We start from the raw sequence: 24,216 nt of genomic DNA, 5'->3' as shown, positions 1-24,216 counted from the left end.
TGTCTTTAGGGCTTATCGGCCCGCGCCACCTTGCCCACCAGGAATTTGTGCACAAAACGCGGCACCACTTCGCTGGCCAGGCCGTAGTGTTTCTCGTCGAACTGGCTTTCCACCTGACTCGGCTCCAGGTTCAGCTCCATCGCGTAGGCGCCGCCCAGCCGCGCCTCATGCACGAACCCGGCCGCCGGATAGACATGGCCGGAGGTGCCGATGGCGACGAAGAAATCGGCCTTGCTCAGCGCCTGGTAGATGTCGTCCATGCCCAGCGGCATCTCGCCGAACCACACCACGTGCGGCCGCAGCGGCGCCGGGAACTGGCAGCAGTGGCAACGCTCATCGACGCTGAGATCGCCGGGCCACTCGAACACCTGGTCCGACTGGGTGCAGCGCACCTTCAGCAATTCGCCGTGCATGTGCAGCACCCGCTTGCTGCCGGCGCGCTCATGCAGGTTATCGATGTTTTGCGTGACCAGCAGGAAGTTGTCCCCCAGCCACTCTTCCAGATCCGCCAGCGCGCGGTGCGCGGCGTTCGGGGCGATGTCCTCGGTCTGCAGCTGGCGGCGACGTTCATTGTAAAACGCCTGCACCAGCGCCGGATCGCGCTGAAAACCTTCCGGCGTGGCGACGTCCTCCACCCGGTGCTCTTCCCACAGCCCATCCGCAGCGCGGAAGGTGCGAATGCCCGACTCGGCCGAAATGCCGGCCCCGGTCAACACCACCACAAACGGCTTTTTCAGCTCGGCCGCCGCCATGGTGTCACGGTGAAAAATGCGTGAACGAAAGCGCTGATGCAGCACATGCTTACTCTTGCGAAACTGACACAGCCGATGGCGAGTGTGCATTAACTCTCTCCTTACTTTTCCCTGTTTACCCTTCTTACTGAACGTTGCGGCGTTGTTGGCTGTATACATTCACGCCTGGCCGCAACGCCCATTACGTTGGGCGAGTCAAATTGAGAAACGCTGCGCCGCGCACGCCGCCGGCGTCGCCATAGCGCGCCTTCTCGATGCGCGGCAGCCGAGCCACCCGCAGCAGGTGCGCCGGCAGCCGCTGCGGCAACGCCTGGTAAATGGCGTCGAAGTTCGACAGCCCGCCGCCGATCACCACCAGGTGCGGATCCAGCACCGTCAGCAGGTTACCCAGGCAGATCGCCAGCACGTCCATAAAGCGATCGACATGCGCCACGGCCTGCGGCTCACCCGCCTGATAATGCGCAATGATCTCGGTGGCAGGCAAGCGCCGGCCATAAAAATGGGCGTACATCCATTCGAAACCGCGGCCCGATATGTAATTTTCAATGCAACCCTGATGGCCGCACCCGCAGGCGACGCGAGGCACATCACGCCCCAGCACCTCGAGCGCGTCCACCGGCAGGCGCAAATGGCCGAACTCGCCGGCGATATAGTTGCGCCCGGGCATCGTCTTGCCCTCGACGATCAGGCCGCCGCCTACGCCGGTGCCGAGGATGATGCCCAGCACCGTCGGGTAGCGGCGGAACTCGTCGTCCCAGGCCTCCGACAGCGCAAAGCAGTTGGCGTCGTTATCGACCCGCACCTCGCGCCCGATCAGCGCCGCCAGATCGCGCGGCAGCGGCCGCCCCATCGCCGCTGGCACATTGGCGGTAAACAGCGTGCCATCATCGTCGTTGGGCAGGCCCGGAATGCCGATGCCGACGCTGCCGCGCCGGCCGCAAAACGCATCCGCCTCAAGGGTCAGCTCGCACAGCGTAGCCAGCAGTTGCCGATAATCGTCGCGCGGCGTCGGCACCCGCTTTTGCCAAATGCGCTGCAGGCTGTCGTCGAACACCCCCAGCTCAATCTTGGTGCCGCCCATATCGAAACCGTAGTACATAACCCATCCCCAGGCTAAAAAAACGGGGCGGCATCGCTGCCTCCCCGTGGGTTTTATTGTCCGCTCAGCACCCGCGCCGGATCGATGCGGCTGGCGCGCCTCGCCGGATACCAACTGGCCAACAGGCTCAGCACGATGGCGGTCGCCAGCACGATCAGCACATCCAGCCAGTGCAGCTCGGAAGGCAGGAAGTCGATGAAGTAAATATCGCCCGACAGGAAGGAGTGGCCGACCAGTTTCTCGATGCCCCGGATGATGTTGGTCAGCTGCAGCGAGGCGATCACCCCGATCACCACGCCGCTCAGGCTGCCCAGCAACCCGGCCAGCAGCCCATACCAGATGAAAATGGCGCGGATAAAGCCGTCTTTGGCGCCCAGGGTGCGCAGCACCGCGATGTCGGCGCTTTTGTCTTTCACCGCCATCACCAGCGTGGAGACGATGTTGAAGCAGGCCACGCCGATCACCAGCACCATCGCCAGGTACATGATGGCGCGGATCATCTGGATGTCGCGGTACATGTAGCCGTACTTGCCGATCCAGCTCTTGATATAGATGTAAGCGTTGGTCACTTCGCCGGCGTCGCGCACCAGCTTGTTGGCGGCGAACACGTCGTTCATCTTGAGAGCGATGCCCGTGACGCTGTCACCCATGTCGAGATACTGCTGCGCATCGGCCAGCGGCACCAGCGCCAGGCTGTGATCGAGCTGGCCGCTGAGCTGCAAAATGCCGGTCACGTGCAGGCGAATGCGCTTCGGCTGCAGCAGCTTCATCTCAGGGTCGCTGTTGGGGATCATCACCGTGACATAGGCGCCCTGCTTGACGCCCAGCGCGTCGGCCACGCCCTTGCCGAGGATCACCTGCTGCTCGCCGGGCTTGAAGTTGGCCCAGGCGTCGCCCTGCACATACTGCGGCAGCGCGCTCAGTCGGCTCTCCTGCTGCGGATCCACGCCTTTGACTTCCACCGCGCGCAGCTGCGCGCCGTTTTCCATCAGGCCGGTAAAGTTGATGTACGGCGCGGCGGCCAAGATGCCCGGCACCTTTTCCACCCGCTGCAGAATCGACGGCCAGCCGCTGAACGGCTGATTGACCGGCTCGAGCTCGCCGTGCGGCACCACCGCCAGAATGCGGTTCTTCAGCTCGCGCTCAAAGCCGTTCATCGCGCTCAGACCGACGATCAGCACCGCCACCCCCAGCGCGATGCCAATGGTGGAGATGACCGAGATCAGCGACACCATGCCGCCGCGTTTACGGCCGCGGCTGAAACGCAGGGCCGTCAGGAAGGACAGTGAGGCTCCCGCCATTACTCGGCCCCCATCAGGGTCAGCTGCGCCTGCAGGTGGCCGTCGGCCATTTCCAACTGGCGGCTCAAGCGCTTGGCCAGCTGCAGATCGTGCGTTACCACCAGGAAAGCGGTGCCCTGACGCACGTTCAGCTCGCCGAGCAGATCGAAGATGCTGTCCGCGGTGCGCTTGTCGAGGTTGCCGGTCGGTTCGTCCGCCAGCACCAGCGCCGGGTTATTGACCAGCGCGCGCGCGATCGCCACGCGCTGACGCTCGCCGCCGGAAAGCTCGGACGGACGGTGTTTGCTGCGCTTTTCCAGCCCGACCGCCGCCAGCATCTCCCGCGCTTTCTCCTGCGCCTGCGCCGGTTTGGCGCCGCCGATCAAGAGCGGCATGGCGGCGTTTTCCAGCGCGGTGAAGTCCGGCAACAGGTGGTGGAACTGATAGATGAAGCCCAGCTGGCGGTTGCGCAGCTCAGCCTTGGCCGCCGAAGACATGGCGTTCAGCGATTCGCCCTTGAAGATCACCTCGCCGGAGGTCGGCGAGTCCAGCCCGCCCAGCAGGTGCAGCAGGGTGCTCTTGCCGGAACCCGAGCTGCCGACGATCGCCATCATCTCGCCCTGCTGCATGGCAAAGCTGACGTTGCGCAGCACGTCGGTGTGCAGGTTGCCTTCCTGATAGGTCTTGCACAGGTTGTCACACTGCAGCAAAAGATGGTTACTCATAACGTAAAGCCTCAGCGGGTTGTACGGCGGCAGCGCGCCATGAAGGATAGAGCGTGGACAACAGGGAAACCGCCATCGCCACCACGGCGATGATCGTCACCTGCAGCGGATCGACCGCCACCGGCAGCGAAGCGCCGTCGATCAATGCGCCGAGGATCGGCATCAGGTTGTTCAGGTTGGTGGCCAGCAGCACGCCGAGCAGCGTGCCGAGCAGTGAACCGATGATGCCGGCACTGGCGCCCTGCACCATAAATACCGACATGATCTGGCGGCGGGTCAGCCCTTGAGTCTGCAGAATGGCGACCTCGCCCTGCTTCTCCATCACCAGCAGGCCGAGCGAGGTAATGATGTTAAACGCCGCCACCGCCACGATCAGGCTGAGCAGCAGCCCCATCATGTTCTTCTCCATGCGCACCGCCTGGAACAGCTCGCCCTTGCGATCGCGCCAGTCTTTCCAGACGGTGCCCGCCGGCAGCGACTGCTGGCTGAGGGTATCGACCGCCAGCGGCTGTTGCAGGAACAGACGCCAGCCGGTGATGTTGCCGGCCGGGTAGCGCATCAGGCGCGAAGCATCCTGTTGGTTGACCAACAGCTGATAGCCGTCCACCTCGCTGTTGGCGTGGAAGGTGCCGATGAGGGTGAACAAACGCTGGCTGGGAATGCGGCCCATCGGCGTGAACTGGCTGGCGCTCGGCACCATCACGCGCAGCGAATCGCCGCGCTTGACGCCGAGTTGCCCCGCCAGCTGTTCGCCGATGATGATGTTGTATTGGCCCGGCTGCAGCTGTTGCTGCTTGACGTTGACCAGATACGGGGTCAGCGGATCGGCCTCGTCGGGATTCACGCCGAGCATCACCCCGACCGCCACGCTGCGAGCGCTTTGCAGCACCACGTCACCGGTGGTCAGCGGCGCAACGCGCGTGACGCCCTGCAGCTTCTGCACCTCGGAGGCCGGCAGCTGCTGCGGGTTGACCGATCCTTGCGGACTGGTGACCAACGCCTGCGGCATCAGGCCGAGAATGTTGTTCTCCAGATCCTTTTCGAAACCGTTCATCACCGACAGCACGGTGACCAACGCCATCACCCCCAGCGTAATGCCGATGGTGGAAAGCCAGGAAACAAACCGCCCGAAGCGGTCTGAGGCTCGCCCGCGCATGTAGCGCAGGCCAATGAATAACGCGACAGGTTGATACATGAAATCCGTTTGATAGCCGTGGCTTAAGCAAAGTGATCATGGATAATAAAGGCTCTCCCTCGTTTAGGGAACACCCGAGGGCCTTTTATTGCGTGGCGGCGAAGAGGGAGATGGCGGCAGCTTCGCGCGTTATTTATCCTCAGCCGCAAAAAACAGACGGCATTAACCGGTTAAATAACCGGCAGAAAATTGATGGGCAGCGCTTTTTGCTGTGTCAGTTTGCCGGCCGCTGGGCTACTATAAACAGCATAAAGGCGCTGGGTTATCCGTGCCGGGACGCCATCCAACACATTGATTAAAGATACCTGAATGAGCACTTCCGATAGCCGTAACCGTTCCTCATCCCCCCGTTATTCTCTGCCCGATCGCGCGGGCGATCTCCGCCAGCTGGGGCAACTGACCGGCGCGGCCTGCGCCGTGGAGTGCGCCGAGATCGTCGAGCGTCACCCTGGCCCAGTGATGCTGATCGCGCCGGACATGCAAAACGCCCTGCGGCTGCGCGACGAGATCCAACAGTTCACCGATCAGATGGTGACCACCCTGTCCGACTGGGAAACCCTGCCGTACGACAGCTTCTCGCCGCACCAGGAAATCATCTCCGACCGTTTGTCGAGCCTGTATCACCTGCCGACCATGGCGCGCGGCGTGATCATTCTGCCGGTCAATACCCTGATGCAACGCGTCTGCCCGCACGAATTCCTGCACGGCCATGCGCTGGTGATGAAAAAAGGCCAGCGCCTGTCGCGCGACAAGCTGCGCGCGCAGCTGGAACAGGCCGGCTACCGCAGCGTCGATCAGGTGATGGAGCACGGCGAATTCGCCACCCGCGGCGCGCTGCTCGACCTGTATCCAATGGGCAGCGATGAGCCTTACCGCATCGACTTCTTCGATGACGAGATAGACAGCCTGCGCATCTTCGACGTCGACACCCAGCGCACGCTGAGCGAAGTCGAGGCCATCAATCTGTTGCCGGCCCACGAGTTCCCTACCGACAAAAACGCCATCGAGCTGTTCCGCAGCCAGTGGCGCGAGCAGTTTGAGGTGCGTCGCGACGCCGAGCACATCTATCAGCAGGTCAGCAAAAGCGCCTGGCCGGCCGGCATCGAATACTGGCAGCCGCTGTTCTTCAGCCAGCCGCTGCCGTCGCTGTTCAGCTACCTGCCGGCCAATACGCTGATCGTCAACACCGGCGATCTGGAGGGCGCCGCCGAGCGCTTCTGGCAGGACGTCAACCAGCGTTACGAAAGCCGCCGCGTCGATCCGATGCGCCCGCTGCTGGCGCCGGATACGCTGTGGCTGCGCGTCGACGCGCTGTTCGGCGAGCTGAAGGCCTGGCCGCGCATCGCGCTGAAAACCGATGAGCTGCCGGCCAAGGCCGGCAATACCAATCTGGACTACCATGCCCTGCCCGATCTGGCGGTGCAGGCGCAGCATAAATCCCCGCTGGATAACCTGCGGCGCTTTATCGAAGGCTTCGACGGCAGCGTGATTTTCTCCGTCGAGAGCGGGGGGCGGCGTGAAACGCTGCAGGATCTGCTCGGCCGCATCAAGCTGGCGCCGGCGCTGATTCAGCGCCTCGATCAGGCGGAAACGGCGGGCCGTTACATGATGGTCGGCGCCGCCGAACACGGCTTCCTCGACGGCCTGCGCCAGCGGGCGCTGATCTGCGAAAGCGATCTGCTCGGCGAGCGCGTCAGCCGCCGCCGGCAGGACAACCGGCGCACCATCAACACCGATACCCTGATCCGCAACCTGGCGGAACTGCATCCCGGCCAGCCGGTGGTGCACCTGGAGCACGGCGTTGGCCGCTATGTCGGCCTGACCACGCTGGAAGCCGGCGGCATCAAGGCCGAATACCTGATCCTCTCCTACGCCGGTGAGGACAAGCTGTACGTGCCGGTTTCTTCGCTGCACCTGATCAGCCGCTACGCCGGCGGCGCGGACGAAAACGCACCGCTGCACAAACTGGGCGGCGACGCCTGGACGCGCGCGCGGCAGAAAGCCGCCGAGCGGGTGCGCGACGTGGCGGCCGAGCTGCTGGATATTTACGCCCAGCGCGCCGCCAAGGCCGGTTTCGCCTTCAAACACAACCGCGAGCAGTACCAGCTGTTCTGCCAGAGCTTCCCGTTCGAAACCACGCCAGATCAGGAACAGGCGATCAATGCGGTGCTGAGCGACATGTGCCAGCCGCTGGCGATGGACCGCCTGGTGTGCGGCGACGTCGGCTTCGGCAAAACCGAAGTGGCGATGCGCGCCGCCTTCCTGGCGGTGGAAAACGGCAAGCAGGTGGCGGTGCTGGTGCCGACGACGCTGCTGGCGCAGCAACACTTCGACAACTTCCGCGATCGCTTCGCCACCTGGCCGATCCGCATCGAGATGATGTCGCGCTTCCGCAGCGCCAAAGAGCAGCAACAGGTGCTGGACGACGCGGCCGAAGGCAAAGTGGACATCATCATCGGCACCCACAAACTGCTGCAGAGCGATCTGCGCTGGAAAGACCTGGGGCTGCTGATCGTCGATGAAGAGCACCGCTTTGGCGTGCGCCACAAGGAGCGCATCAAGGCGATGCGCGCCGATGTCGATATCCTGACGCTGACCGCCACGCCAATCCCGCGGACGCTGAACATGGCGATGAGCGGCATGCGCGATCTGTCGATCATCGCCACTCCGCCGGCACGCCGCCTGGCGGTGAAGACCTTCGTGCGCGAATACGACAGCCTGGTGGTGCGCGAGGCGATCCTGCGCGAAGTGCTGCGCGGCGGCCAGGTTTACTACCTTTACAACGACGTGGAAAACATCGAGAAAGCGGCGCAGCGTCTGGCTGAGCTGGTGCCGGAAGCGCGCATCGCCATCGGCCACGGCCAGATGCGCGAACGCGATCTGGAACGGGTGATGAACGATTTCCACCACCAGCGCTTCAACGTGCTGGTGTGCACCACCATCATCGAAACCGGCATCGATATCCCCAGCGCCAACACCATCATCATCGAGCGGGCCGATCGCTTCGGCCTGGCGCAGCTGCATCAATTGCGCGGCCGCGTCGGGCGTTCGCACCACCAGGCTTACGCCTATCTGCTGACGCCAAACCCGAAAGCCATGGGCACCGACGCCCATAAACGGCTCGAGGCCATCGCCTCGCTTGAAGACCTCGGCGCCGGTTTTGCGCTGGCGACCCACGATCTGGAGATCCGCGGCGCCGGTGAGCTGCTGGGCGAAGACCAGAGCGGCCAGATGACCACCGTCGGCTTCTCGCTCTACATGGAGCTGCTGGAAAGCGCCGTCGACGCGTTGAAAAACGGCCGCGAACCGTCGCTGGAAGATCTTACCAACAGCCAGACCGAGGTGGAGCTGCGCATGCCGGCGCTGCTGCCGGAAGATTTCATTCCCGACGTCAATACCCGCCTGTCGCTGTATAAGCGCATCGCCAGCGCGAAGAACGACGGTGAGTTGGATGAGCTGAAGGTCGAGCTGATCGACCGCTTCGGTCAACTGCCGGACGCGGCGCGTAACCTGTTGCAGTGCGCAGCGCTGCGGCTTCATGCGCAGAAGCTGGGGATCAAACGCATCGAGAGCAACGAGCGCGGCGGCTTTATCGAGTTCGGCGACAACAACCGCGTCGACCCGGGTTATCTGATCGGCCTGTTGCAGGGCAATCCGCAGGTTTACCGCCTGGATGGCCCGAGCAAGCTGAAGTTCACGCTCGATCTGGCCGATCGCCAGAAACGCCTGACGTTCACCGAAGAGCTGCTGAACGCGTTCCGCGAACACACGCTGGCGGCCTGAACCAACGCTTCCCGCCTGCACGGCGGGAGGCGGCTTATTCGCGCGGAAAACCGGCCCCCAGCGGCGCCAGCTGCATCACGCGGCTGGTCACCACCCGGTTTTTGCCGCTGCGCTTCGCCTCATACAAGGCCTCGTCGGTCATGGCGATCGCCTTGTCCAGCGTCATGCCGGGCAGATACAGCGACACGCCGATCGACAGCGTGATGTGCGCTTCGTCGTGCGCATTCAGCAAAAACGTCGAGCTTTCCACCGCGCTGCGAATGCGCTCCGCCACTCCGCCGATGATCTGCGGATCGTAGCTGGCGGTGATCACCATAAACTCCTCGCCACCGTAGCGCCCGACGAAGTCCTCGTTACGCACGCTGTTTTGCAGCAGCCGACCGACGCTGGCCAGCAGCACGTCGCCGGCCGGATGACCGTAGGTATCATTGATGCTTTTGAAATTATCCAAATCGAGGATCATCAACCCGCACGGGCGGCGCTCGGCACGCTGCAGCATCAGCTGATAATCGACGCTGGCGCGGTTGTTGATGTGGGTCAGGCTATCGGTCGTGGCGCGCGCGCGCATCGCGAAATAGGCGTAGATATGTCGCTCTTTGAAATTCAGCGCATGATAGCAAATCGCCAGGCAGAGCGCGGAAACCGCCTGGTACAGCAACACATCCGGCCACAGCCCGCTCAGGTCCACCAGCAGCCACACCACCGCGATGCGATACAGCGCGATGATGCCGATCGTCAGGTAAAACGTCCGATGGGATTTCTTCAGCCACACCCGTGACAGCAGCAGCGGCGCAATGATTGAAGCGATGAACAGGTTATCGACGGTGAAGCCGCCGGTCAGCGCCATGGCGAACAGAAAACTCACCAGCCCGCTGACGGCACCGCCGAAGAACATCACCAATATCATCGGGATCATCGCAAAGCTGTAATGCACCTTATCGGTCAGCTCCAGCCGATCCTGACTCAAATACAGCACCGCCACTCCGGCCAACAGGCCGAAAACGACGCGCTTCCACAGTGCGGAACGGTAGGAAAATGGGGCACTCTTGCTGAGAACGAAATAGCTTACCGACAGCGTGGCGTAGGTAATGCAAGCGTCGCTGTAAAGGGTGGAAATGGACGCAATGTAAGTCATAGATAGTCAGCGCGCTCCTCGGTGTCGCCAGGGGGGTAATATGCAGACGTTGAATAACGCATCCCTGTCGTTTCCGCTTCAGCGGCGGCCATGTTACACGGTCTATTAATAGAGTAGCAGTTCTATCTTATCGCCAAGCCGTCTATCTCACGACGCACGCTTCAGGCTACTCTGTCCTTTGTATATCGGGGGAGAAACGCATGAATATCGACGATGAACTGCAGGCGCTCAGTGAACAGGAAGCGACGCTGGCCTTTACCCATTTTGACGCCGCCACCGCCTGGGAACTGGGCGCGGCGCTGAAAACCGCCGCCGAGCGACGTGGCCTGAGCATCGCCATCGAGATCCAACTGGCCGGGCAAACGCTGTTTTATTACGCCATGCCGGGCGCCACGCCGGATATCGCCGACTGGGTGCGGCGCAAGCGCAATCTGGTGAACCATTTTCACAAAAGTTCGTACGCCATCGGCCTGCGTCTGCAGCAGCGGCAAACGTCGCTGGAGGAGCGCTACGGGCTGAGCGTGCGCGACTATTCGGTGCACGGCGGCGCCTTCCCGCTCACCCTGACCGGCCTCGGCTGCGTCGGCAGCATCAGCATTTCCGGCGCGCCGCAGAAGGAAGATCACCAGCTATTGGTAAGCACTTTAGCCCACTTTCTCGGCTTATCCCTACCCGCTCTGCACTAACCGCCAAAACCTTGATTATTCCTTTCTTTTTCAGCCGCAGAATCTGCGGCTGACTTACCTATTAACGGCATTTAGCGCCGGATAAAACGACGACTCTCTGATTTCCTGTGCCAAATTGACACAGGTCTGGTAATCCGCTGAACAAAAGGCGTATGGTATCTGTCACGTGACAAGACGGACCTCATCGGGCCCGCCATTCCTTTCACTTTTGAAGATTTGGTACGCACCGTAGATGAAAACGCATGAAATAAACAAAATTCGCCCCTTCAGCGCGCTGATAGACGCCTGCTGGCGGGAACCTTATAGTCTGGCGCGGTTGCTGAAAGACGCTATCGCCGGGGTGACGGTCGGCATTATCGCCATTCCGCTGGCGATGGCGCTGGCGATCGCCAGCGGCGTGCCGCCGCAGTACGGCCTGTATACCGCCGCCATCGCCGGCATCGTCATCGCCGTCAGCGGCGGTTCGCGCTACAGCGTCTCCGGCCCCACCGCCGCCTTCGTGGTGATCCTCTATCCGGTCTCGCAGCAGTTTGGCCTGGCCGGCTTGCTGGTCGCCACGCTGATCTCCGGGGTATTTTTGCTGCTGATGGGGCTGGCGCGCTTTGGCCGGCTGATCGAATACATTCCGCTGCCGGTGACGCTGGGCTTTACCTCCGGCATTGCCATCACCATCGCCACCATGCAGATCAAGGACTTTTTCGGCCTGCAGCTGGCGCACACGCCGGAAAATTACGTTGGCAAGCTGTACGCCCTGCTGCAGGCGCTGCCAACGCTGGATCTCGGCGATACCCTGATCGGCGCCGTGACGCTGCTGATCCTGATCTTCTGGCCCAAGCTCGGCCTGCGGGTGCCCGGCCACCTGCCGGCGCTGCTGGCGGGCACCGCGCTGATGGGGCTGCTGACGCTGTTTGACCACCCGGTGGCGACCATCGGCTCTCGTTTCAGCTACCTGCTGGCCGACGGCAGCAGCGGCCAGGGCATCCCGCCTATCTTGCCGCAGCTGCTGCTGCCCTGGGATCTGCCGGGCGGCGGCGGGCAACCGTTCAGCCTCAGTTGGCAAACCGTCTCCGCCCTGCTGCCGGCGGCGTTTTCGATGGCGATGCTCGGGGCGATTGAATCGCTGCTGTGCGCGGTGGTGCTCGACGGCATGACCGGCAAGAAGCATAACTCGAACAGCGAACTGATCGGCCAGGGCGCGGGCAACATCATCGCGCCGTTCTTCGGCGGCATCACCGCGACCGCCGCGATTGCCCGTTCGGCCGCCAACGTGCGCGCCGGCGCCACCTCGCCGGTATCCGCCATCATCCACGCGCTGCTGGTGCTGCTGGCGCTGCTGGTCCTGGCGCCGTGGCTCTCTTATCTGCCGCTGGCGGCGATGGCGGCGCTGCTGTTGATGGTCGCCTGGAACATGAGTGAGGCCCACAAGGTGGTTTACCTGCTGCGCCGGGCGCCAAAGGACGATATTTTGGTGCTGCTGCTGTGCATGTCGCTGACGGTGCTGTTCGACATGGTGATCGCCATTACCGTAGGCATCGTGCTGGCGTCGCTGCTGTTTATGCGCCGTATCGCCCGCATGACGCGGCTAAGCGAACTGAGCGCCGACGATGGCCGCCTGGTGCTGCGAGTGAACGGCCCGCTGTTCTTCGCCGCCGCCGAGCGCATCTTTACCGAACTGCTGGCGCGCAGCGAGGGCTATCGGACGATCGTGCTGCAATGGGATGCGGTGCCGGTGCTCGACGCCGGCGGCCTGAGCGCCCTGCGTCGCTTTATCGACGCGCTGCCGGCGGATAAAAAGCTGGTGATCACCGACGTGCCGTTCCAGCCGCTGAAAACCCTGGCGCGCGCGCGGGTGCAGCCGATCGAGGGCCGGCTGCAGTTCTACCCGACGCTGCCGGAAGCGCTGGCGGCTACCGGCGCCTAAACGTAAAAAAGCCCGACAAGTCGGGCTTTTTTTTGGCGATGAGCGCTTAGTTGCTGGTATCCAGCTCCGGGAAGCTCTTCACCAGGTCGTCGATGGCTTTCATCTGCGCCAGGAACGGCTCCAGCTTGTCCAGCGGCAGCGCGGACGGGCCGTCGCACTTGGCGTTGTTCGGATCCGGGTGCGCTTCGAGGAACAGCCCTGCCAGGCCAACCGCCATGCCGGCGCGCGCCAGCTCGGCCACTTGAGCGCGACGGCCGCCGGACGCGGCGCCGAACGGATCGCGGGTCTGCAGCGCGTGGGTCACGTCGAAGATTACCGGATGGCCGCCGGTCACGTTCTTCATCACGTTGATGCCCAGCATGTCGACCACCAGGTTGTCATAACCAAAGTTGCTGCCGCGATCGCACAGGATCACCTGGTCGTTGCCACCTTCTTTGAATTTGTCGACGATGTTGCCCATCTGTCCCGGGCTGACGAACTGTGGCTTCTTGACGTTGATTACCGCGCCGGTTTTCGCCATCGCTTCCACCAGATCGGTCTGACGCGCCAGGAAGGCCGGCAGTTGGATCACGTCAACCACTTCGGAAACCGGCTGCGCCTGCGCCGCTTCGTGAACGTCGGTGATGATTTTCACGCCGAAGGTTTTCTTCAGCTCTTCGAAGATCTTCATCCCTTCTTCCAGGCCCGGACCACGGTACGAGTGGATGGAAGAACGGTTGGCTTTGTCGAAAGAGGCTTTGAAAACGTAAGGAATGCCCAGTTTTTGCGTCACGGTGACGTAGTGCTCGCAGATGCTCATCGCCAGATCGCGCGATTCCAGCACGTTCATACCGCCAAACAGCACAAACGGCAGGTCGTTTGCTACGTCGATGTCGCCAATGCTAACCACTTTCTGTTTCATGCTTTCGCCTTTGTTAAGGTTGTAACCGTCGCCTTGCAAACTGCACGGAGTCATTGAATTAATGCAGCGTCACCTGTTTCGGCTCAATCGAATGGATCTGCACTTTGATCACTTCGCTGACCGGGTCTTCAGGACACTGCTCGACAAAATAGTTGAGATCGGAAATCGCGATATGGTTGCACTCCAGCTGGGCGTAAATCAGCCCACGATCGCGGATCTCGTACGGATCTTCCGGATCGAAGCACAGCACCGTTTCGCTGGTGCGCAGCGCCATTTCCAGCTGCTTTTCTTCCATCAGGGCGGCCTTCAGCGTATCCAGCATCTTGCGCACCACCATGATGTTCTCGGATTCGTCGAGATCGTCGTCTTCCAGCTCGGCGCCCAGCCCCAGGTTGCCCTTGATCCACACTTCCAGCTGGTGTTCGCTCAGGGTTTCGCCGTTCAGCGGGTTGATCAGCCACAGCTCTTCATCCAGCCAATCGGCGCGCAGGATCAGCTGAGTGGGGAAAATCACCGGCAGCAGCGGCAAATCCAGCGCGTTGGCGATATGCAGGAAGATGGTGCCGAGCGAAACCGGCGTGCCCTGCCGCCCCTCCAGCACCTTATCCAGCCAGATGGCGTCCGACAGGCGATAGACGCCGCTGGCGCCGCCGAATCCCCAGGTTTTGTAGAACAGTTCGATGAGCGCATCCAGTTGCTGCTCCTGTGTGATGTCGGCCGGCACCGCCGCGCGCGCTTCGTCCACCAGCTGTTGCAGCTTGCGCTCCACGTCGGCGGCGGGGAAATCACGCCTTACCGACTGCGACACCAGGATCACCCCTTCGCTCAGCGGCGAGGTGTTAAATTCAAAATCAGCAATGCTACTCATAGGTATCCCATCAGAAACGGTATTTTCGTCGTGGCAAGTTTAATTATCAGATACAGACAGCCCAACGCCAGCACGAACGCCACGGTTCGCAGCCGCTGACTTTTGGTCTTCTTGCCCAATGCGACGTAGCCAAGCAGGATATAGATAATAACGCCAAACAGCTTCTCGGTCAGCCATGAGTCCATACCCAGCAGCGGATAAAACCCGAACGTCACCACCAGCGCGATGCCGCTGACGAACAGCAGCGTGTCGTTCAGGTGCGGCGCTATCTTGACCCAGCGGCGCCCCACGATCGGCGAGCGGCGCCACTGCCAGTAAAAACGCAGCACAAACAAGGTAATACTGATGGCGACCGTCAGCAAATGGAAATGTTTCAACGCGGTGTATGCAGTCATGATGCTCCCTTAGATGGCCCGGACGTCGTTATTATGAGGGGCGCTTATCCCGGCCATTGGCCGAGCGTCACACGATCGTTGTCGCCGTAATCACGGTGGGTGGCGACAGCGGAAAATCCGGCGGCCTGCAGCAGCGCGCGCACGCTCTCACCCTGCTGCCAGCCATGTTCCAACAGCAGCCAGCCCTGTGGCTGCAGATAGTGCGGCGCCTGGCGCACGATGGCGGCCAGATCGGCCAGCCCGTGCTCGGCGGCCACCAGCGCGCTGCCCGGCTCGAAGCGCACGTCGCCCTGCGACAAATGCGGATCGGCGGCGTCGATATAGGGCGGATTGCTGGCGATCAGCGCAAAGCGTTGCCCGGCCACGGGCGCAAACCAGCTGCCCTGTAAAAATCGAACGTTGTCGATCTTCAGCTTGTGCGCATTGTGCTGCGCCAGCGCGACCGCGTCCGGCTGCACATCGACGCCGATTGCCGAACAATCCGGGCGCTCGCTGGCCAGCGCCAGCGCGATGGCGCCGGTGCCGGTGCCGAGATCGAGGAAGTGGCAGGGTTGCGGCGGCAGGCGTGTCAGCGCCAGTTCCACCAGGCATTCGGTATCCGGGCGCGGGATCAGCGTCGCGGGCGAGACCGACAGCGGCAGCGACCAAAACTCGCGCTCGCCCACCAGATAGGCCACCGGCTCACCGCGTTCGCGGCGCGCCAGCAGCGTCTCCAGCTGCTGTTGCTGCGGCGGCGTCAGCAGGGTTTCCCCGAACGCCATCAGGAAGGTTCTGGCCTTGCCGGTCACGAAACCCAACAGGATTTCCGCGTCGCGCCGGGCGCTGTCGCTGTGGGTCAAACGCGCGGCGGCGGCTTTCAGCCAGTGTTGATAATCCATCACTCTTGCTCGGCGGACAGCGCAGCCAGCTGATCGGCCTGATACTCCTGCACGATCGGCTGGATCAGCATGTCCAGTTTGCCTTCCATCACTTCGTCCAGGCGGTAAAGCGTCAGGTTGATGCGGTGGTCGGTCACCCGCCCCTGCGGGAAGTTGTAGGTGCGGTTGCGATCGGAACGATCGCCGCTGCCCAGCAGGTTGCGGCGAGTGGACGCCTCGGCTTGCTGGCGCTTGGCCATCTCGGCGGCGCGAATGCGCGCGCCCAGCACCGACATCGCCTTGGCTTTGTTTTTGTGCTGTGAACGTTCGTCCTGGCACTCCACCACGATGCCGGTCGGCAGGTGGGTAATGCGGATCGCCGAGTCGGTGGTGTTAACGTGCTGGCCGCCGGCGCCGGAGGAGCGGAAGGTGTCGATTTTCAGATCGCCCGGGTTGATGTCCGGCAGCTCGGCTTCCGGCACTTCCGGCATCACCGCCACGGTGCAGGCGGAGGTGTGGATGCGCCCCTGGGATTCGGTTTCCGGCACGCGCTGCACGCGATGGCCGCCGGATTCAAACTTCAGCTGGCCGTACACGCCGTCGCCGGAAACTTTGGCGATCACTTCTTTGAAGCCGCCGTGCTCGCCTTCGTTGGCGCTCATCACCTCGACGCGCCAGCGGCGGCCTTCGGCGTAACGGCTGTACATGCGGAACAGATCGCCGGCGAAGATCGCCGCCTCATCGCCGCCGGTGCCGGCGCGCACTTCGAGGAAGCAGCTGCGCTCATCATCCGGATCTTTCGGCAGCAGCAACACCTGCAGCTGCTGTTCCAGCTCTTCGCTGCTCGCCCGCGCCTGTTTCAGCTCTTCCTGCGCCATCTCGCGCATCTCCGGATCGTCCAGCATCATTTCCGCCGTCTCCAGATCCTCCTGCACCTGACGCCATTCCAGGAAGCAGCGGCTGACGTCGGTCAGCTGCGCGTATTCTCGCGACAGCGCGCGGAACCGGTCTTGGTCGGCGATGACGCCGGCATCGCCGAGCAGCGCCTGCACTTCTTCATGGCGCTCTTGTAACGCTTCCAGTTTGGCAACAATAGAAGGCTTCATGCGTGGTAATAAACCCTGTTAATAGAGAAAACTAATGCTGATCCAGCCCGAGGCTGTCGCGTAATAACTGCAACCGCTCCACGTCGCCGTCGCCGGCGGCCTGCTGGAGGGATTTGGTGGGGGCATGAATAAGACGGTTGGTCAGTTTATGGGCCAGCTCGTGAATAACCTGCTCCACGTTGGCGCCCTGCGCGATGGCGGCCAGCGCTTTGGCCTCCATTTCTGCGCGGATCTGGTCGGCCTGCGAACGGTAGTCGCGGATGGTTTCCACCGCGCCCTGCGAACGCAGCCAGGCCATGAAGTTGGTGCTTTCCTGCTGCACGATCGACTCCGCCTGCACCGCCGCCGCTTTGCGCTGCGCCAGGTTGCTTTGAATGATGGCGTGCAGATCGTCCACGCTGTACAGATAGGCGTTGGCCAGTTTGCCGACCTCCGGCTCGATATCGCGCGGTACGGCGATATCCACCAGCAGCATCGGCTGGTTGCGGCGCGCCTTCAGCGCGCGCTCCACCATCCCCTTGCCGATGATCGGCAGCGGGCTGGCGGTGGAACTGATGATGATGTCGGCGTCCGCCAGGCGTTCGTCGATCTCCGGCAGGGTGATCACCTCAGCGCCGACCTCGTCCGCCAGCAGCTGCGCGCGCTCGCGGGTGCGGTTGGCGATGATCATGTGCCGCACTTTGTGTTCGCGCAGGTGGCGCGCCACCAGCTCGATGGTTTCACCGGCGCCCACCAGCAAGACGTTGAGATCGGCCAGCGATTCGAAGATCTGCCGCGCCAGCGTACAGGCGGCGAAAGCCACGGAGACCGCGCTGGCGCCGATTTCGGTTTCGGTGCGCACGCGCTTGGCGACGGAGAAGGATTTCTGGAACAGCCGCTCCAGCTCGCCGGACAGCGACTGGCCGCGTTGCGACTCGGCGAAGGCCTTTTTCACCTGGCCGAGGATCTGCGGTTCGCCCAGCACCAGAGAGTCCAACCCGCTGGCCACCCGCATCAGATGGCTGACCGCGTCGTTGCCCTGATGCCAGTACAGGCTTTTCTTCACCTCTTCCGGGCGCAGGTTGTGATACGCGCACAGCCAGGCGACCAGCTGCTCGTGCATGTGTTCCTGTTGCTCTACGCTGAGGTACAGCTCGGTGCGGTTGCAGGTGGACAACACGACGCCGCCCTGCACCAACGGTTGTTGGAGCAAGCTGGTTAGCGCCTCATCGATGGACTCTGGCGAGAAGGTCACCCTTTCACGCAGAGAAACCGGAGCGGTTTTGTGATTTATACCTAACGCCAGCAGGGTCATTGCTTCGAGTAATACTTATCTTGGTACGGGTTCTCGTTGAACGGCATTCTACTTGATGCGCGGGATCAATAAAAGTAACAACCGCATCTTCCGTTCAATCGCTGTCATAGATGACATCAATTAATGAATAAGCAATAAATACAGCAGGATAAATAGTCATAGGGCAGGTTAATTGCTTAAATTTTAGCGCAGTTTGCGATAACGCGCACGCTATTCGGCGTACGCAGCGGCGGCGTTTGCGCAACTCCGGCACCGCTTATCGGGCGCGCCTCCCCCGCCTTCGGCCGATTGTGTTAATCTTAATGGCGACCCCGACGCGCGCGCCGGGTTGGCATTGCGCCGGCAAAAGCGGCAAGATTCAACGCGATGCAGCAAAAAATTGACGCGTCGCCGCCGCCCCGTTAGCGTGAGCGCTGAATCCGGGTTTCGTCGCGCATGCCCGCAAGGACAAAAGGACAAGAGAAAGTTATGCCAATACGCAAAGTTAGTTTGCTCCGTCTGATCCCGCTGGCCAGCCTGGTGCTGGCCGCCTGTACCACCACCAAGCCGACCGGCCCGGCCACCAGCCCAACCTCACCGCAGTGGCGCGCCCATGAGCAGGCGGTGCAACAGCTCAGCACCTATCAGACCCGCGGCTCCTTCGCCTACTTGTCTGATCAGAAAAAAGTCTACGCCCGCTTCTTCTGGCAGCAGTTCTCGCCGGAACGCTACCGCCTGCTGTTGACCAACCCACTGGGCAGCACGGAAATGGATCTCAACGTGCAGAAAAACGTGGTGCAGCTGACCGACAACCAGGGCAAACGCTACGTCAGCGACAACCCGGAAGAGATGATCCGCAAGCTGACCGGCATGGCGATCCCGCTGAACAACCTGCGCCAGTGGATGCTCGGCCTGCCGGGCGAAGCCAGCGATTTTGCGCTGGACGATCAATATCGCCTGAACAAGCTGACCTATCAGCAAGGCGGCCAGACCTGGAAGGTGGATTACCAGGGCTACAGCAACGACGTGCAGCCGACGCTGCCGAACCGTCTGGAGCTACAGCAGGGCGACCAGCGCATCAAGCTGAAGATGGATAACTGGACGCTCAAATGATCCGTCAGTGGCCCTCCCCCGCGAAACTTAACCTGTTTTTGTACATCACCGGCCGTCGTGAAGACGGCTATCACCTGCTGCAGACGCTGTTCCAGTTTTTGGACTACGGCGACACCCTGACCATTGACCCGCGCCCGGACGACCGCATTCACCTGCTGACGCCGGTCGAGGGCGTGCCGGACGAGCAGAACCTGATCGTGCGCGCCGCCCGCATGCTGCAACGCTATTGCAATGAACGCGGCCTGCAGACCGCGCCGCGTGGCGCCGACATCAGCATCGACAAACGCCTGCCGATGGGCGGCGGTTTGGGCGGCGGTTCCTCCAACGCCGCCACCGTGCTGGTGGCGCTGAACGAATTGTGGCGCTGCGGTCTTGGCGACGACCAACTGGCAGAGCTGGGGCTCAGCCTCGGCGCCGACGTGCCGGTGTTCGTGCGCGGCCACGCCGCCTTCGCCGAAGGCATCGGCGAGCGCCTGCAGCCGGCCGAGCCGCAGGAAAAATGGTATCTGGTGGCGCATCCCGGCGTCGGCATCCCGACGCCGGTTATCTTCGGCGACGCCGAATTGAAAAGAAACACCCCGGTTCGCTCCTTAAGTGAGCTGTTGCAGGCGCCGTACGCAAATGATTGCGAACCGATCGCAAGAAAACGTTTTCGCGAGGTTGAACAGCTTCTTTCATGGCTGTTAGAATACGCCCCGTCACGCCTGACTGGCACAGGTGCTTGTGTGTTTGCTGAATTCGACACAGAAATCGCCGCCCGTCAGGTGTTAAATCAAGCCCCGGAGTGGTTGTGTGGTTTTGTAGCGCGCGGCGTTAACGTCTCCCCACTACATCGCATCCGTTCCGGGCGGTTTGAGTCGTAGCTCAACGTTTCGCTGCGCAGGGTCATGCACACCTGGCCCTGTTATCCCTGCGCTGCCTGCGGTCTCAATTTTAGTTTTACATACCCGTATGTATATTGCGCCGGCGTCGCCGACTGCCCCTTGGCGATGTCGCATGACAATATCTTCTCTGGACGCAAGCCTGAGGTTCTTCTCGTGCCTGATATGAAGCTTTTTGCTGGTAACGCCACCCCGGAACTAGCACAACGTATTGCCAACCGTTTGTACACCAGCCTTGGTGACGCCGCTGTAGGTCGTTTTAGCGACGGCGAAGTGAGCGTGCAAATCAACGAAAATGTACGCGGCGGTGATATTTTCATCATCCAGTCCACCTGTGCCCCGACCAACGACAACCTGATGGAACTGGTTGTGATGGTCGACGCCCTGCGTCGCGCCTCCGCAGGTCGTATTACCGCCGTTATCCCTTACTTCGGCTATGCCCGCCAGGATCGCCGCGTGCGTTCCGCGCGTGTGCCAATCACCGCCAAGGTTGTCGCCGATTTCCTCTCCAGCGTAGGGGTTGACCGCGTTCTGACGGTGGATCTGCATGCTGAGCAGATTCAAGGCTTCTTCGACGTACCGGTAGACAACGTGTTCGGCAGCCCGATCCTGCTGGAAGACATGCTGCAGCAAAATCTGGAAAACCCGATCGTGGTTTCTCCGGATATCGGCGGCGTGGTGCGTGCCCGCGCTATCGCCAAACTGCTGAACGACACCGATATGGCCATCATCGACAAACGTCGCCCGCGCGCGAACGTTTCTCAGGTGATGCACATCATCGGTGACGTGGCAGGCCGCGATTGCGTGCTGGTCGACGACATGATCGACACCGGCGGCACCTTGTGTAAAGCGGCTGAAGCGTTGAAAGAACGCGGTGCCAAGCGCGTATTCGCCTACGCGACGCACCCGATCTTCTCCGGCAACGCCGTGGACAACATCAAGAACTCGGTGATTGATGAAGTGATCGTCTGCGACACCATTCCGCTGTCGCCGGAAATCAAGGCACTGAAAAACGTTCGCACTCTGACCCTGTCCGGCATGCTGGCTGAAGCCATCCGCCGCATCAGCAACGAAGAGTCGATCTCTGCGATGTTCGAGCATTGATTCGTCGTCTTTCCGGTGCGGCGCCCACTGCGCCGGAAAGATAGCGAGCCCGACAGCAGAAAAAGAAAAACCCGTTGGTGCGCGAGCAACAACGGGTTTTCTACTTGTAGTCCGACATGACCTCAAACCTTAATGCACGGCAGATGTTCCCTTGCCCTGCTCTTGCTTCCCTTCTGCTTTTTTAATCAATGCGACGAACGATGTTGATCGTTGCGGCACCGTTTATCAAAGTGTTTTACCCACCAGTAGCGATCCGCCACCTGCTCGCGGCCGCCGATACGCGCGCCCACCAGCCACAACAGCGCGCCGACGAAGATGCTCATGATGGCGCCGTGGGCGAAAAATTGCGGTAAATTGAACTGCGATACTTCAGCAAGAATGGAGTATCCGACGCCGCCGATCATCACGACCAGGCCCAGCCCCATAAAAAAGTTGCCCATTCTGTCCGCGTTTCTACGTTTCATATGCCACCTCCATGATTGCCATGTGCCAACCGGGATAACGCTGCAACTTGTTAACCCACTTTGATAAGTTAAGTATAGCCCTTGCTGCGGCAAGGGGATTGCGGAGGCGATCACAAATGGTAAAGAATTATTGACACTTCTTAACACACGGCTGAAAATTAGCGGACAAATTGAATTATTCAGCTAATGAATCATTCGTCTTTGTTACCTGCGACGACGGCGGAGATCGGATTTTGTCATTCGCCGCCCCGACAGGTAGACTAACTCCCTTTCCATTACCCTGATCATAGCGAATCACTCAGTGAGCAGTATTAAATTGATAGTCGGCCTGGCTAACCCGGGCGCGGAATACGCCCAGACGCGCCACAACGCCGGCGCCTGGTACGTCGATCTGCTGGCCCAGCGCCACAATCAGCAGTTGAAAGAAGAGAGCAAGTTCTTTGGCTACACCGCCCGTTTGAACCTGGCGGGCAACGACGTGCGCCTGCTGGTGCCGACCACCTTCATGAACCTGAGCGGCAAAGCGGTGCTGGCGATGGCCAATTTCTACCGCATCGAACCCAACGAGATCCTGGTGGCGCACGACGAGCTGGATCTGCCGCCCGGCGTGGCCAAAATCAAGCTCGGCGGCGGCAACGGCGGCCACAACGGCCTGAAAGACATCCAGAACAAGTTCGGCAACAACCCGAACTTCTACCGCCTGCGCATCGGCATCGGCCATCCGGGCGACAAGAACAAGGTGGTGGGCTTCGTGCTCGGCAAGCCGCCTGCCAGCGAGCAGAAGATGATTGACGAGGCGATCGACGAGTCGCTGCGCTGCACCGAGATGCTGATGAAGGACGGGCTGGAAAAAACCGTTCAGCGCCTGCACAGTTTCAAGGCGCAGGCCTGAACCTTGCCGCAGCGGGCGCCCTGCCCGCTGCTGGCGTCTAGCCGCGTGGGTTGAAGGTCTCCTCGCTCACGCGGCGGTCATCGGCGGCGAACCCCTCTTCCGCCACGTAATACTGCGGATCGTCCAGCTCATGGCTGCAAAACGGCCCGGCGCGCTTGAGCAGGCGCACGCAGTCACCGCTCAGGTGGCGCAGCCGAATGCTTTTCCCGGCCGCCAGATAACGCGCCGTCAGCTTATCTATCGCCTCTACGCCGCTGGAATCCATCACCCGGGTGCCGGCAAAATCCAGCACCACGTTCTGCGGATCGCTTTGCGGCTCGAACAGCTCGGCGAAAGCCGCGGCAGAGCCGAAGAACAGCGGGCCATCCAGTTGATACACCGCCACGTCGCCCGTCACCTGCCGCTGGCGCACGCGGATGCGCGCCTGCTGCCAGGCGAACACCAGCGCCGAGATAATCACCCCGCTGATCACCGCCACCGCCAGATCGGTAAAGATGGTGATCAACGTGACGGCGACCATCACCAGCGCGTCTGCCTTCGGCATACGGCGCAAACGGCGCAGCGAACTCCATTCGAAGGTGTTGTAACACACCACCAGCATGACCCCGGCCAGCGCCGCCACCGGCAGCAGGCCGATATAGCGCGACAGGCTGACCACGAACAAAATCAGCAGGATGGCGCCCACCGTGCCGGAGAGGCGCCCGCGCCCACCCGAGGTAAAGTTGATGATCGACTGGCCGATCATCGCGCAGCCGGCGAAACAGCCGAACAGGCCGCACACCGCGTTACCGGCGCCCTGCGCGATGCTTTCGCGGTTACCGTTCCCCTTCTTGCCGCCCATTTCATCCAGCACCGTCATGGTCAACAGCGATTCGATCAAACCGACCAAGGCAATCACCACCGCATAGGGCAACACCACCCGCACCATCTCCAGGGTAAACGGCGCCGTCGGCAAACTGAAGTGCGGCAGCGCGCCGGAAATGTCCGCCAGATCGCCCACCCGCAGCGTGTGCAGGTTGAGGCCGATCGCCAATGCCGAGACCACCAGCAGCGCCGCCAGCGAAGACGGAATGGCTTTGGTCAGGCGCGGGAACAGCACCACCACCGCAATCGCCAGCGCTACCAGGCCGTACATCAGCGGCCCCTGCCCGGCGATCATCTTCAGCTGCGCCAGCATGATGACGATCGCCAGGCCGTTGACGAAGCCGTGGATCGCCGGCAGCGGCACCAGACGAATGAACTTGCCCAGCCGGAAGGCGCCGATCAGGATTTGGATCCCCCCGGCAAACAGCGTGGCCCACAGCACGTAACCCATACCGTACTGCGCCGCCAGGCTCATCAGCACCACCACAATGGAGCCGGCGGCGCCGGAAACCATGCCCGGCTTGCCGCCGAACAGCGCCGTGACCAGGCCGATAATAAACGCGGTATGCAAACCGACGATCGGCGAAAGACCGGCGACCAGCGAAAAGCCGACCGCCTCGGGGATCATCGAAACCGCCACCACAAAGCCCGCCAGGACTTCATTTTTAACGTCCGCGATCCTGACGTTACTCAGGTTAAACATGCATTATTCACTTATGACAGATGACATCATCTCCCCGCGTAGCGGGTATGGGGTACCGCAAGGCGCGGCAGACTGCAGGCGGGCATAGCTCAGGGTGGCGTAGGCAAGAAATACATCCGGCGCGTTTCCTGTCGGTTAATCGGAACGGCCAGTATGGGTAAATGTGATCCAAATCTCAATCAAAAACCGGTCGCCCGTACGGCACTCGCCCCCGCCAAG

The 24,216-nt window shown here is 61.7% G+C and carries 22 protein-coding genes; 8 read left to right on the top strand and 14 right to left on the bottom strand.

Annotation, left to right across the window (positions count from 1 at the left end; genetic code table 11):
• Window positions 1–5: 5 nt before the first annotated feature.
• From cobB to lolC, 5 genes are all read right to left on the bottom strand, one after another.
• Complete coding sequence (cobB, locus tag ACP3TA_RS15975) at window positions 6–842, bottom strand: Sir2 family NAD+-dependent deacetylase (protein WP_069100062.1); 837 nt, start codon at window positions 840–842, stop codon at window positions 6–8.
• A 91-nt stretch (window positions 843–933) separates the two neighbouring features.
• Window positions 934–1,851: an N-acetylglucosamine kinase gene (gene nagK / locus ACP3TA_RS15970; RefSeq protein WP_047575741.1), complete on the bottom strand. Its 918-nt coding sequence runs from the start codon at window positions 1,849–1,851 to the stop codon at window positions 934–936.
• Window positions 1,852–1,904: 53 nt separating this feature from the next.
• Window positions 1,905–3,152: a lipoprotein-releasing ABC transporter permease subunit LolE gene (lolE, locus tag ACP3TA_RS15965; RefSeq protein WP_004941124.1), complete on the bottom strand. Its 1,248-nt coding sequence runs from the start codon at window positions 3,150–3,152 to the stop codon at window positions 1,905–1,907.
• Complete coding sequence (lolD, locus tag ACP3TA_RS15960) at window positions 3,152–3,856, bottom strand: lipoprotein-releasing ABC transporter ATP-binding protein LolD (protein WP_004941120.1); 705 nt, start codon at window positions 3,854–3,856, stop codon at window positions 3,152–3,154. The genes lolE and lolD overlap by 1 nt, the downstream gene beginning before the upstream one ends.
• A complete protein-coding gene (gene lolC, locus ACP3TA_RS15955) occupies window positions 3,849–5,051 on the bottom strand; it encodes a lipoprotein-releasing ABC transporter permease subunit LolC (RefSeq protein WP_033642764.1) in 1,203 nt (400 codons plus the stop codon). The genes lolD and lolC overlap by 8 nt, the downstream gene beginning before the upstream one ends.
• Window positions 5,052–5,089: 38 nt before the next feature.
• On the opposite strand from lolC, the gene ACP3TA_RS15950 reads away from it, so the two are divergent.
• Both ACP3TA_RS15950 and mfd read left to right on the top strand, forming a co-directional pair.
• Window positions 5,090–5,350: a hypothetical protein gene (locus ACP3TA_RS15950; protein WP_033642763.1), complete on the top strand. Its 261-nt coding sequence runs from the start codon at window positions 5,090–5,092 to the stop codon at window positions 5,348–5,350.
• A gap of 10 nt (window positions 5,351–5,360) precedes the next feature.
• Window positions 5,361–8,834, top strand: a complete 3,474-nt coding sequence (mfd, locus tag ACP3TA_RS15945) for a transcription-repair coupling factor (RefSeq protein ID WP_426784371.1) — start codon at window positions 5,361–5,363, stop codon at window positions 8,832–8,834.
• Window positions 8,835–8,868: 34 nt separating this feature from the next.
• Here the strand turns inward: mfd and ACP3TA_RS15940 are convergent, their stop codons facing one another.
• The gene (locus ACP3TA_RS15940) at window positions 8,869–9,969 is read right to left on the bottom strand and encodes a GGDEF domain-containing protein (protein ID WP_089196952.1); all 1,101 of its coding nucleotides are present in this window, start codon (window positions 9,967–9,969) and stop codon (window positions 8,869–8,871) included.
• Between the two features lie 200 nt (window positions 9,970–10,169).
• Here ACP3TA_RS15940 and ACP3TA_RS15935 point away from each other — a divergent pair, with 200 nt between their 5' ends.
• Together ACP3TA_RS15935 and dauA are read left to right on the top strand one after the other, a co-directional pair.
• Window positions 10,170–10,655 carry a heme-degrading domain-containing protein gene (locus ACP3TA_RS15935; protein ID WP_047567963.1) on the top strand — a complete coding sequence of 162 codons (486 nt, stop codon included), beginning with the start codon at window positions 10,170–10,172 and terminating at the stop codon, window positions 10,653–10,655.
• 232 nt (window positions 10,656–10,887) lie between these two features.
• The gene (gene dauA / locus ACP3TA_RS15930) at window positions 10,888–12,576 is read left to right on the top strand and encodes a C4-dicarboxylic acid transporter DauA (protein ID WP_033642760.1); all 1,689 of its coding nucleotides are present in this window, start codon (window positions 10,888–10,890) and stop codon (window positions 12,574–12,576) included.
• Window positions 12,577–12,622: 46 nt separating this feature from the next.
• On the opposite strand, the gene kdsA is transcribed toward dauA, so the two are convergent.
• From kdsA to hemA, 6 genes are read right to left on the bottom strand one after another with little or no spacing between them, the layout of a single operon-like run.
• Window positions 12,623–13,477, bottom strand: coding sequence for a 3-deoxy-8-phosphooctulonate synthase (gene kdsA, locus ACP3TA_RS15925; RefSeq protein ID WP_004941087.1), 855 nt, complete (start codon window positions 13,475–13,477; stop codon window positions 12,623–12,625).
• Window positions 13,478–13,535: 58 nt separating this feature from the next.
• Window positions 13,536–14,345 (bottom strand): invasion regulator SirB1, encoded by an 810-nt coding sequence (gene sirB1 / locus ACP3TA_RS15920; protein WP_033642759.1) that lies wholly within the window; start codon window positions 14,343–14,345, stop codon window positions 13,536–13,538.
• A complete protein-coding gene (locus tag ACP3TA_RS15915; RefSeq protein WP_033642758.1) occupies window positions 14,342–14,740 on the bottom strand; it encodes a SirB2 family protein in 399 nt (132 codons plus the stop codon). Before ACP3TA_RS15915 ends, sirB1 begins: the two co-directional genes overlap by 4 nt.
• Window positions 14,741–14,784: 44 nt before the next feature.
• Complete coding sequence (gene prmC, locus ACP3TA_RS15910) at window positions 14,785–15,618, bottom strand: peptide chain release factor N(5)-glutamine methyltransferase (protein WP_060659644.1); 834 nt, start codon at window positions 15,616–15,618, stop codon at window positions 14,785–14,787.
• A complete protein-coding gene (gene prfA / locus ACP3TA_RS15905) occupies window positions 15,618–16,703 on the bottom strand; it encodes a peptide chain release factor 1 (RefSeq protein ID WP_033652048.1) in 1,086 nt (361 codons plus the stop codon). The genes prmC and prfA overlap by 1 nt, the downstream gene beginning before the upstream one ends.
• Before the next feature lie 31 nt (window positions 16,704–16,734).
• Window positions 16,735–17,997: a glutamyl-tRNA reductase gene (gene hemA, locus ACP3TA_RS15900; protein WP_019454778.1), complete on the bottom strand. Its 1,263-nt coding sequence runs from the start codon at window positions 17,995–17,997 to the stop codon at window positions 16,735–16,737.
• A 468-nt stretch (window positions 17,998–18,465) separates the two neighbouring features.
• On the opposite strand from hemA, the gene lolB reads away from it, so the two are divergent.
• From lolB to prs, 3 genes are all read left to right on the top strand, one after another.
• Window positions 18,466–19,089: a lipoprotein insertase outer membrane protein LolB gene (gene lolB, locus ACP3TA_RS15895; RefSeq protein WP_096242154.1), complete on the top strand. Its 624-nt coding sequence runs from the start codon at window positions 18,466–18,468 to the stop codon at window positions 19,087–19,089.
• Complete coding sequence (gene ispE, locus ACP3TA_RS15890) at window positions 19,086–19,952, top strand: 4-(cytidine 5'-diphospho)-2-C-methyl-D-erythritol kinase (protein WP_096242153.1); 867 nt, start codon at window positions 19,086–19,088, stop codon at window positions 19,950–19,952. Before lolB ends, ispE begins: the two co-directional genes overlap by 4 nt.
• 174 nt (window positions 19,953–20,126) lie before the next feature.
• Entirely contained in the window at window positions 20,127–21,074 is a 948-nt protein-coding gene (prs, locus tag ACP3TA_RS15885; protein WP_004941061.1) for a ribose-phosphate diphosphokinase, read from the top strand.
• A 185-nt stretch (window positions 21,075–21,259) separates the two neighbouring features.
• On the opposite strand, the gene ychH is transcribed toward prs, so the two are convergent.
• Complete coding sequence (ychH, locus tag ACP3TA_RS15880; RefSeq protein WP_033642754.1) at window positions 21,260–21,538, bottom strand: stress-induced protein YchH; 279 nt, start codon at window positions 21,536–21,538, stop codon at window positions 21,260–21,262.
• A gap of 301 nt (window positions 21,539–21,839) precedes the next feature.
• Between ychH and pth the strand changes: the two genes are divergently transcribed.
• Window positions 21,840–22,430 carry an aminoacyl-tRNA hydrolase gene (pth, locus tag ACP3TA_RS15875; protein ID WP_004941053.1) on the top strand — a complete coding sequence of 197 codons (591 nt, stop codon included), beginning with the start codon at window positions 21,840–21,842 and terminating at the stop codon, window positions 22,428–22,430.
• A gap of 37 nt (window positions 22,431–22,467) precedes the next feature.
• Here the strand turns inward: pth and ACP3TA_RS15870 are convergent, their stop codons facing one another.
• Complete coding sequence (locus tag ACP3TA_RS15870; protein ID WP_096242152.1) at window positions 22,468–23,997, bottom strand: SulP family inorganic anion transporter; 1,530 nt, start codon at window positions 23,995–23,997, stop codon at window positions 22,468–22,470.
• Window positions 23,998–24,216: the final 219 nt, after the last annotated feature.

The sequence above is a fragment of the Serratia sp. 2C06 genome (genome assembly GCF_050037615.1).
Taxonomy (GTDB): Bacteria; Pseudomonadota; Gammaproteobacteria; order Enterobacterales; family Enterobacteriaceae; genus Serratia; species Serratia ureilytica.
This window is presented reverse-complemented; position numbering and strand designations above follow the sequence as displayed.

Coding starts and splice junctions, on each gene's coding strand:
- cobB (WP_069100062.1), bottom strand. CDS start 842: ATGCACACTCGCCATCGGCTGTGTCAGTTTCGCAAGAGTAAGCATGTG.
- ACP3TA_RS15935 (WP_047567963.1), top strand. CDS start 10,170: ATGAATATCGACGATGAACTGCAGGCGCTCAGTGAACAGGAAGCGACG.
- ACP3TA_RS15870 (WP_096242152.1), bottom strand. CDS start 23,997: ATGTTTAACCTGAGTAACGTCAGGATCGCGGACGTTAAAAATGAAGTC.
- lolE (WP_004941124.1), bottom strand. CDS start 3,152: ATGGCGGGAGCCTCACTGTCCTTCCTGACGGCCCTGCGTTTCAGCCGC.
- hemA (WP_019454778.1), bottom strand. CDS start 17,997: ATGACCCTGCTGGCGTTAGGTATAAATCACAAAACCGCTCCGGTTTCT.
- ychH (WP_033642754.1), bottom strand. CDS start 21,538: ATGAAACGTAGAAACGCGGACAGAATGGGCAACTTTTTTATGGGGCTG.
- lolC (WP_033642764.1), bottom strand. CDS start 5,051: ATGTATCAACCTGTCGCGTTATTCATTGGCCTGCGCTACATGCGCGGG.
- lolD (WP_004941120.1), bottom strand. CDS start 3,856: ATGAGTAACCATCTTTTGCTGCAGTGTGACAACCTGTGCAAGACCTAT.
- kdsA (WP_004941087.1), bottom strand. CDS start 13,477: ATGAAACAGAAAGTGGTTAGCATTGGCGACATCGACGTAGCAAACGAC.
- prmC (WP_060659644.1), bottom strand. CDS start 15,618: ATGGATTATCAACACTGGCTGAAAGCCGCCGCCGCGCGTTTGACCCAC.
- sirB1 (WP_033642759.1), bottom strand. CDS start 14,345: ATGAGTAGCATTGCTGATTTTGAATTTAACACCTCGCCGCTGAGCGAA.
- ispE (WP_096242153.1), top strand. CDS start 19,086: ATGATCCGTCAGTGGCCCTCCCCCGCGAAACTTAACCTGTTTTTGTAC.
- prfA (WP_033652048.1), bottom strand. CDS start 16,703: ATGAAGCCTTCTATTGTTGCCAAACTGGAAGCGTTACAAGAGCGCCAT.
- nagK (WP_047575741.1), bottom strand. CDS start 1,851: ATGTACTACGGTTTCGATATGGGCGGCACCAAGATTGAGCTGGGGGTG.
- mfd (WP_426784371.1), top strand. CDS start 5,361: ATGAGCACTTCCGATAGCCGTAACCGTTCCTCATCCCCCCGTTATTCT.
- ACP3TA_RS15950 (WP_033642763.1), top strand. CDS start 5,090: ATGGATAATAAAGGCTCTCCCTCGTTTAGGGAACACCCGAGGGCCTTT.
- dauA (WP_033642760.1), top strand. CDS start 10,888: ATGAAAACGCATGAAATAAACAAAATTCGCCCCTTCAGCGCGCTGATA.
- ACP3TA_RS15940 (WP_089196952.1), bottom strand. CDS start 9,969: ATGACTTACATTGCGTCCATTTCCACCCTTTACAGCGACGCTTGCATT.
- lolB (WP_096242154.1), top strand. CDS start 18,466: ATGCCAATACGCAAAGTTAGTTTGCTCCGTCTGATCCCGCTGGCCAGC.
- ACP3TA_RS15915 (WP_033642758.1), bottom strand. CDS start 14,740: ATGACTGCATACACCGCGTTGAAACATTTCCATTTGCTGACGGTCGCC.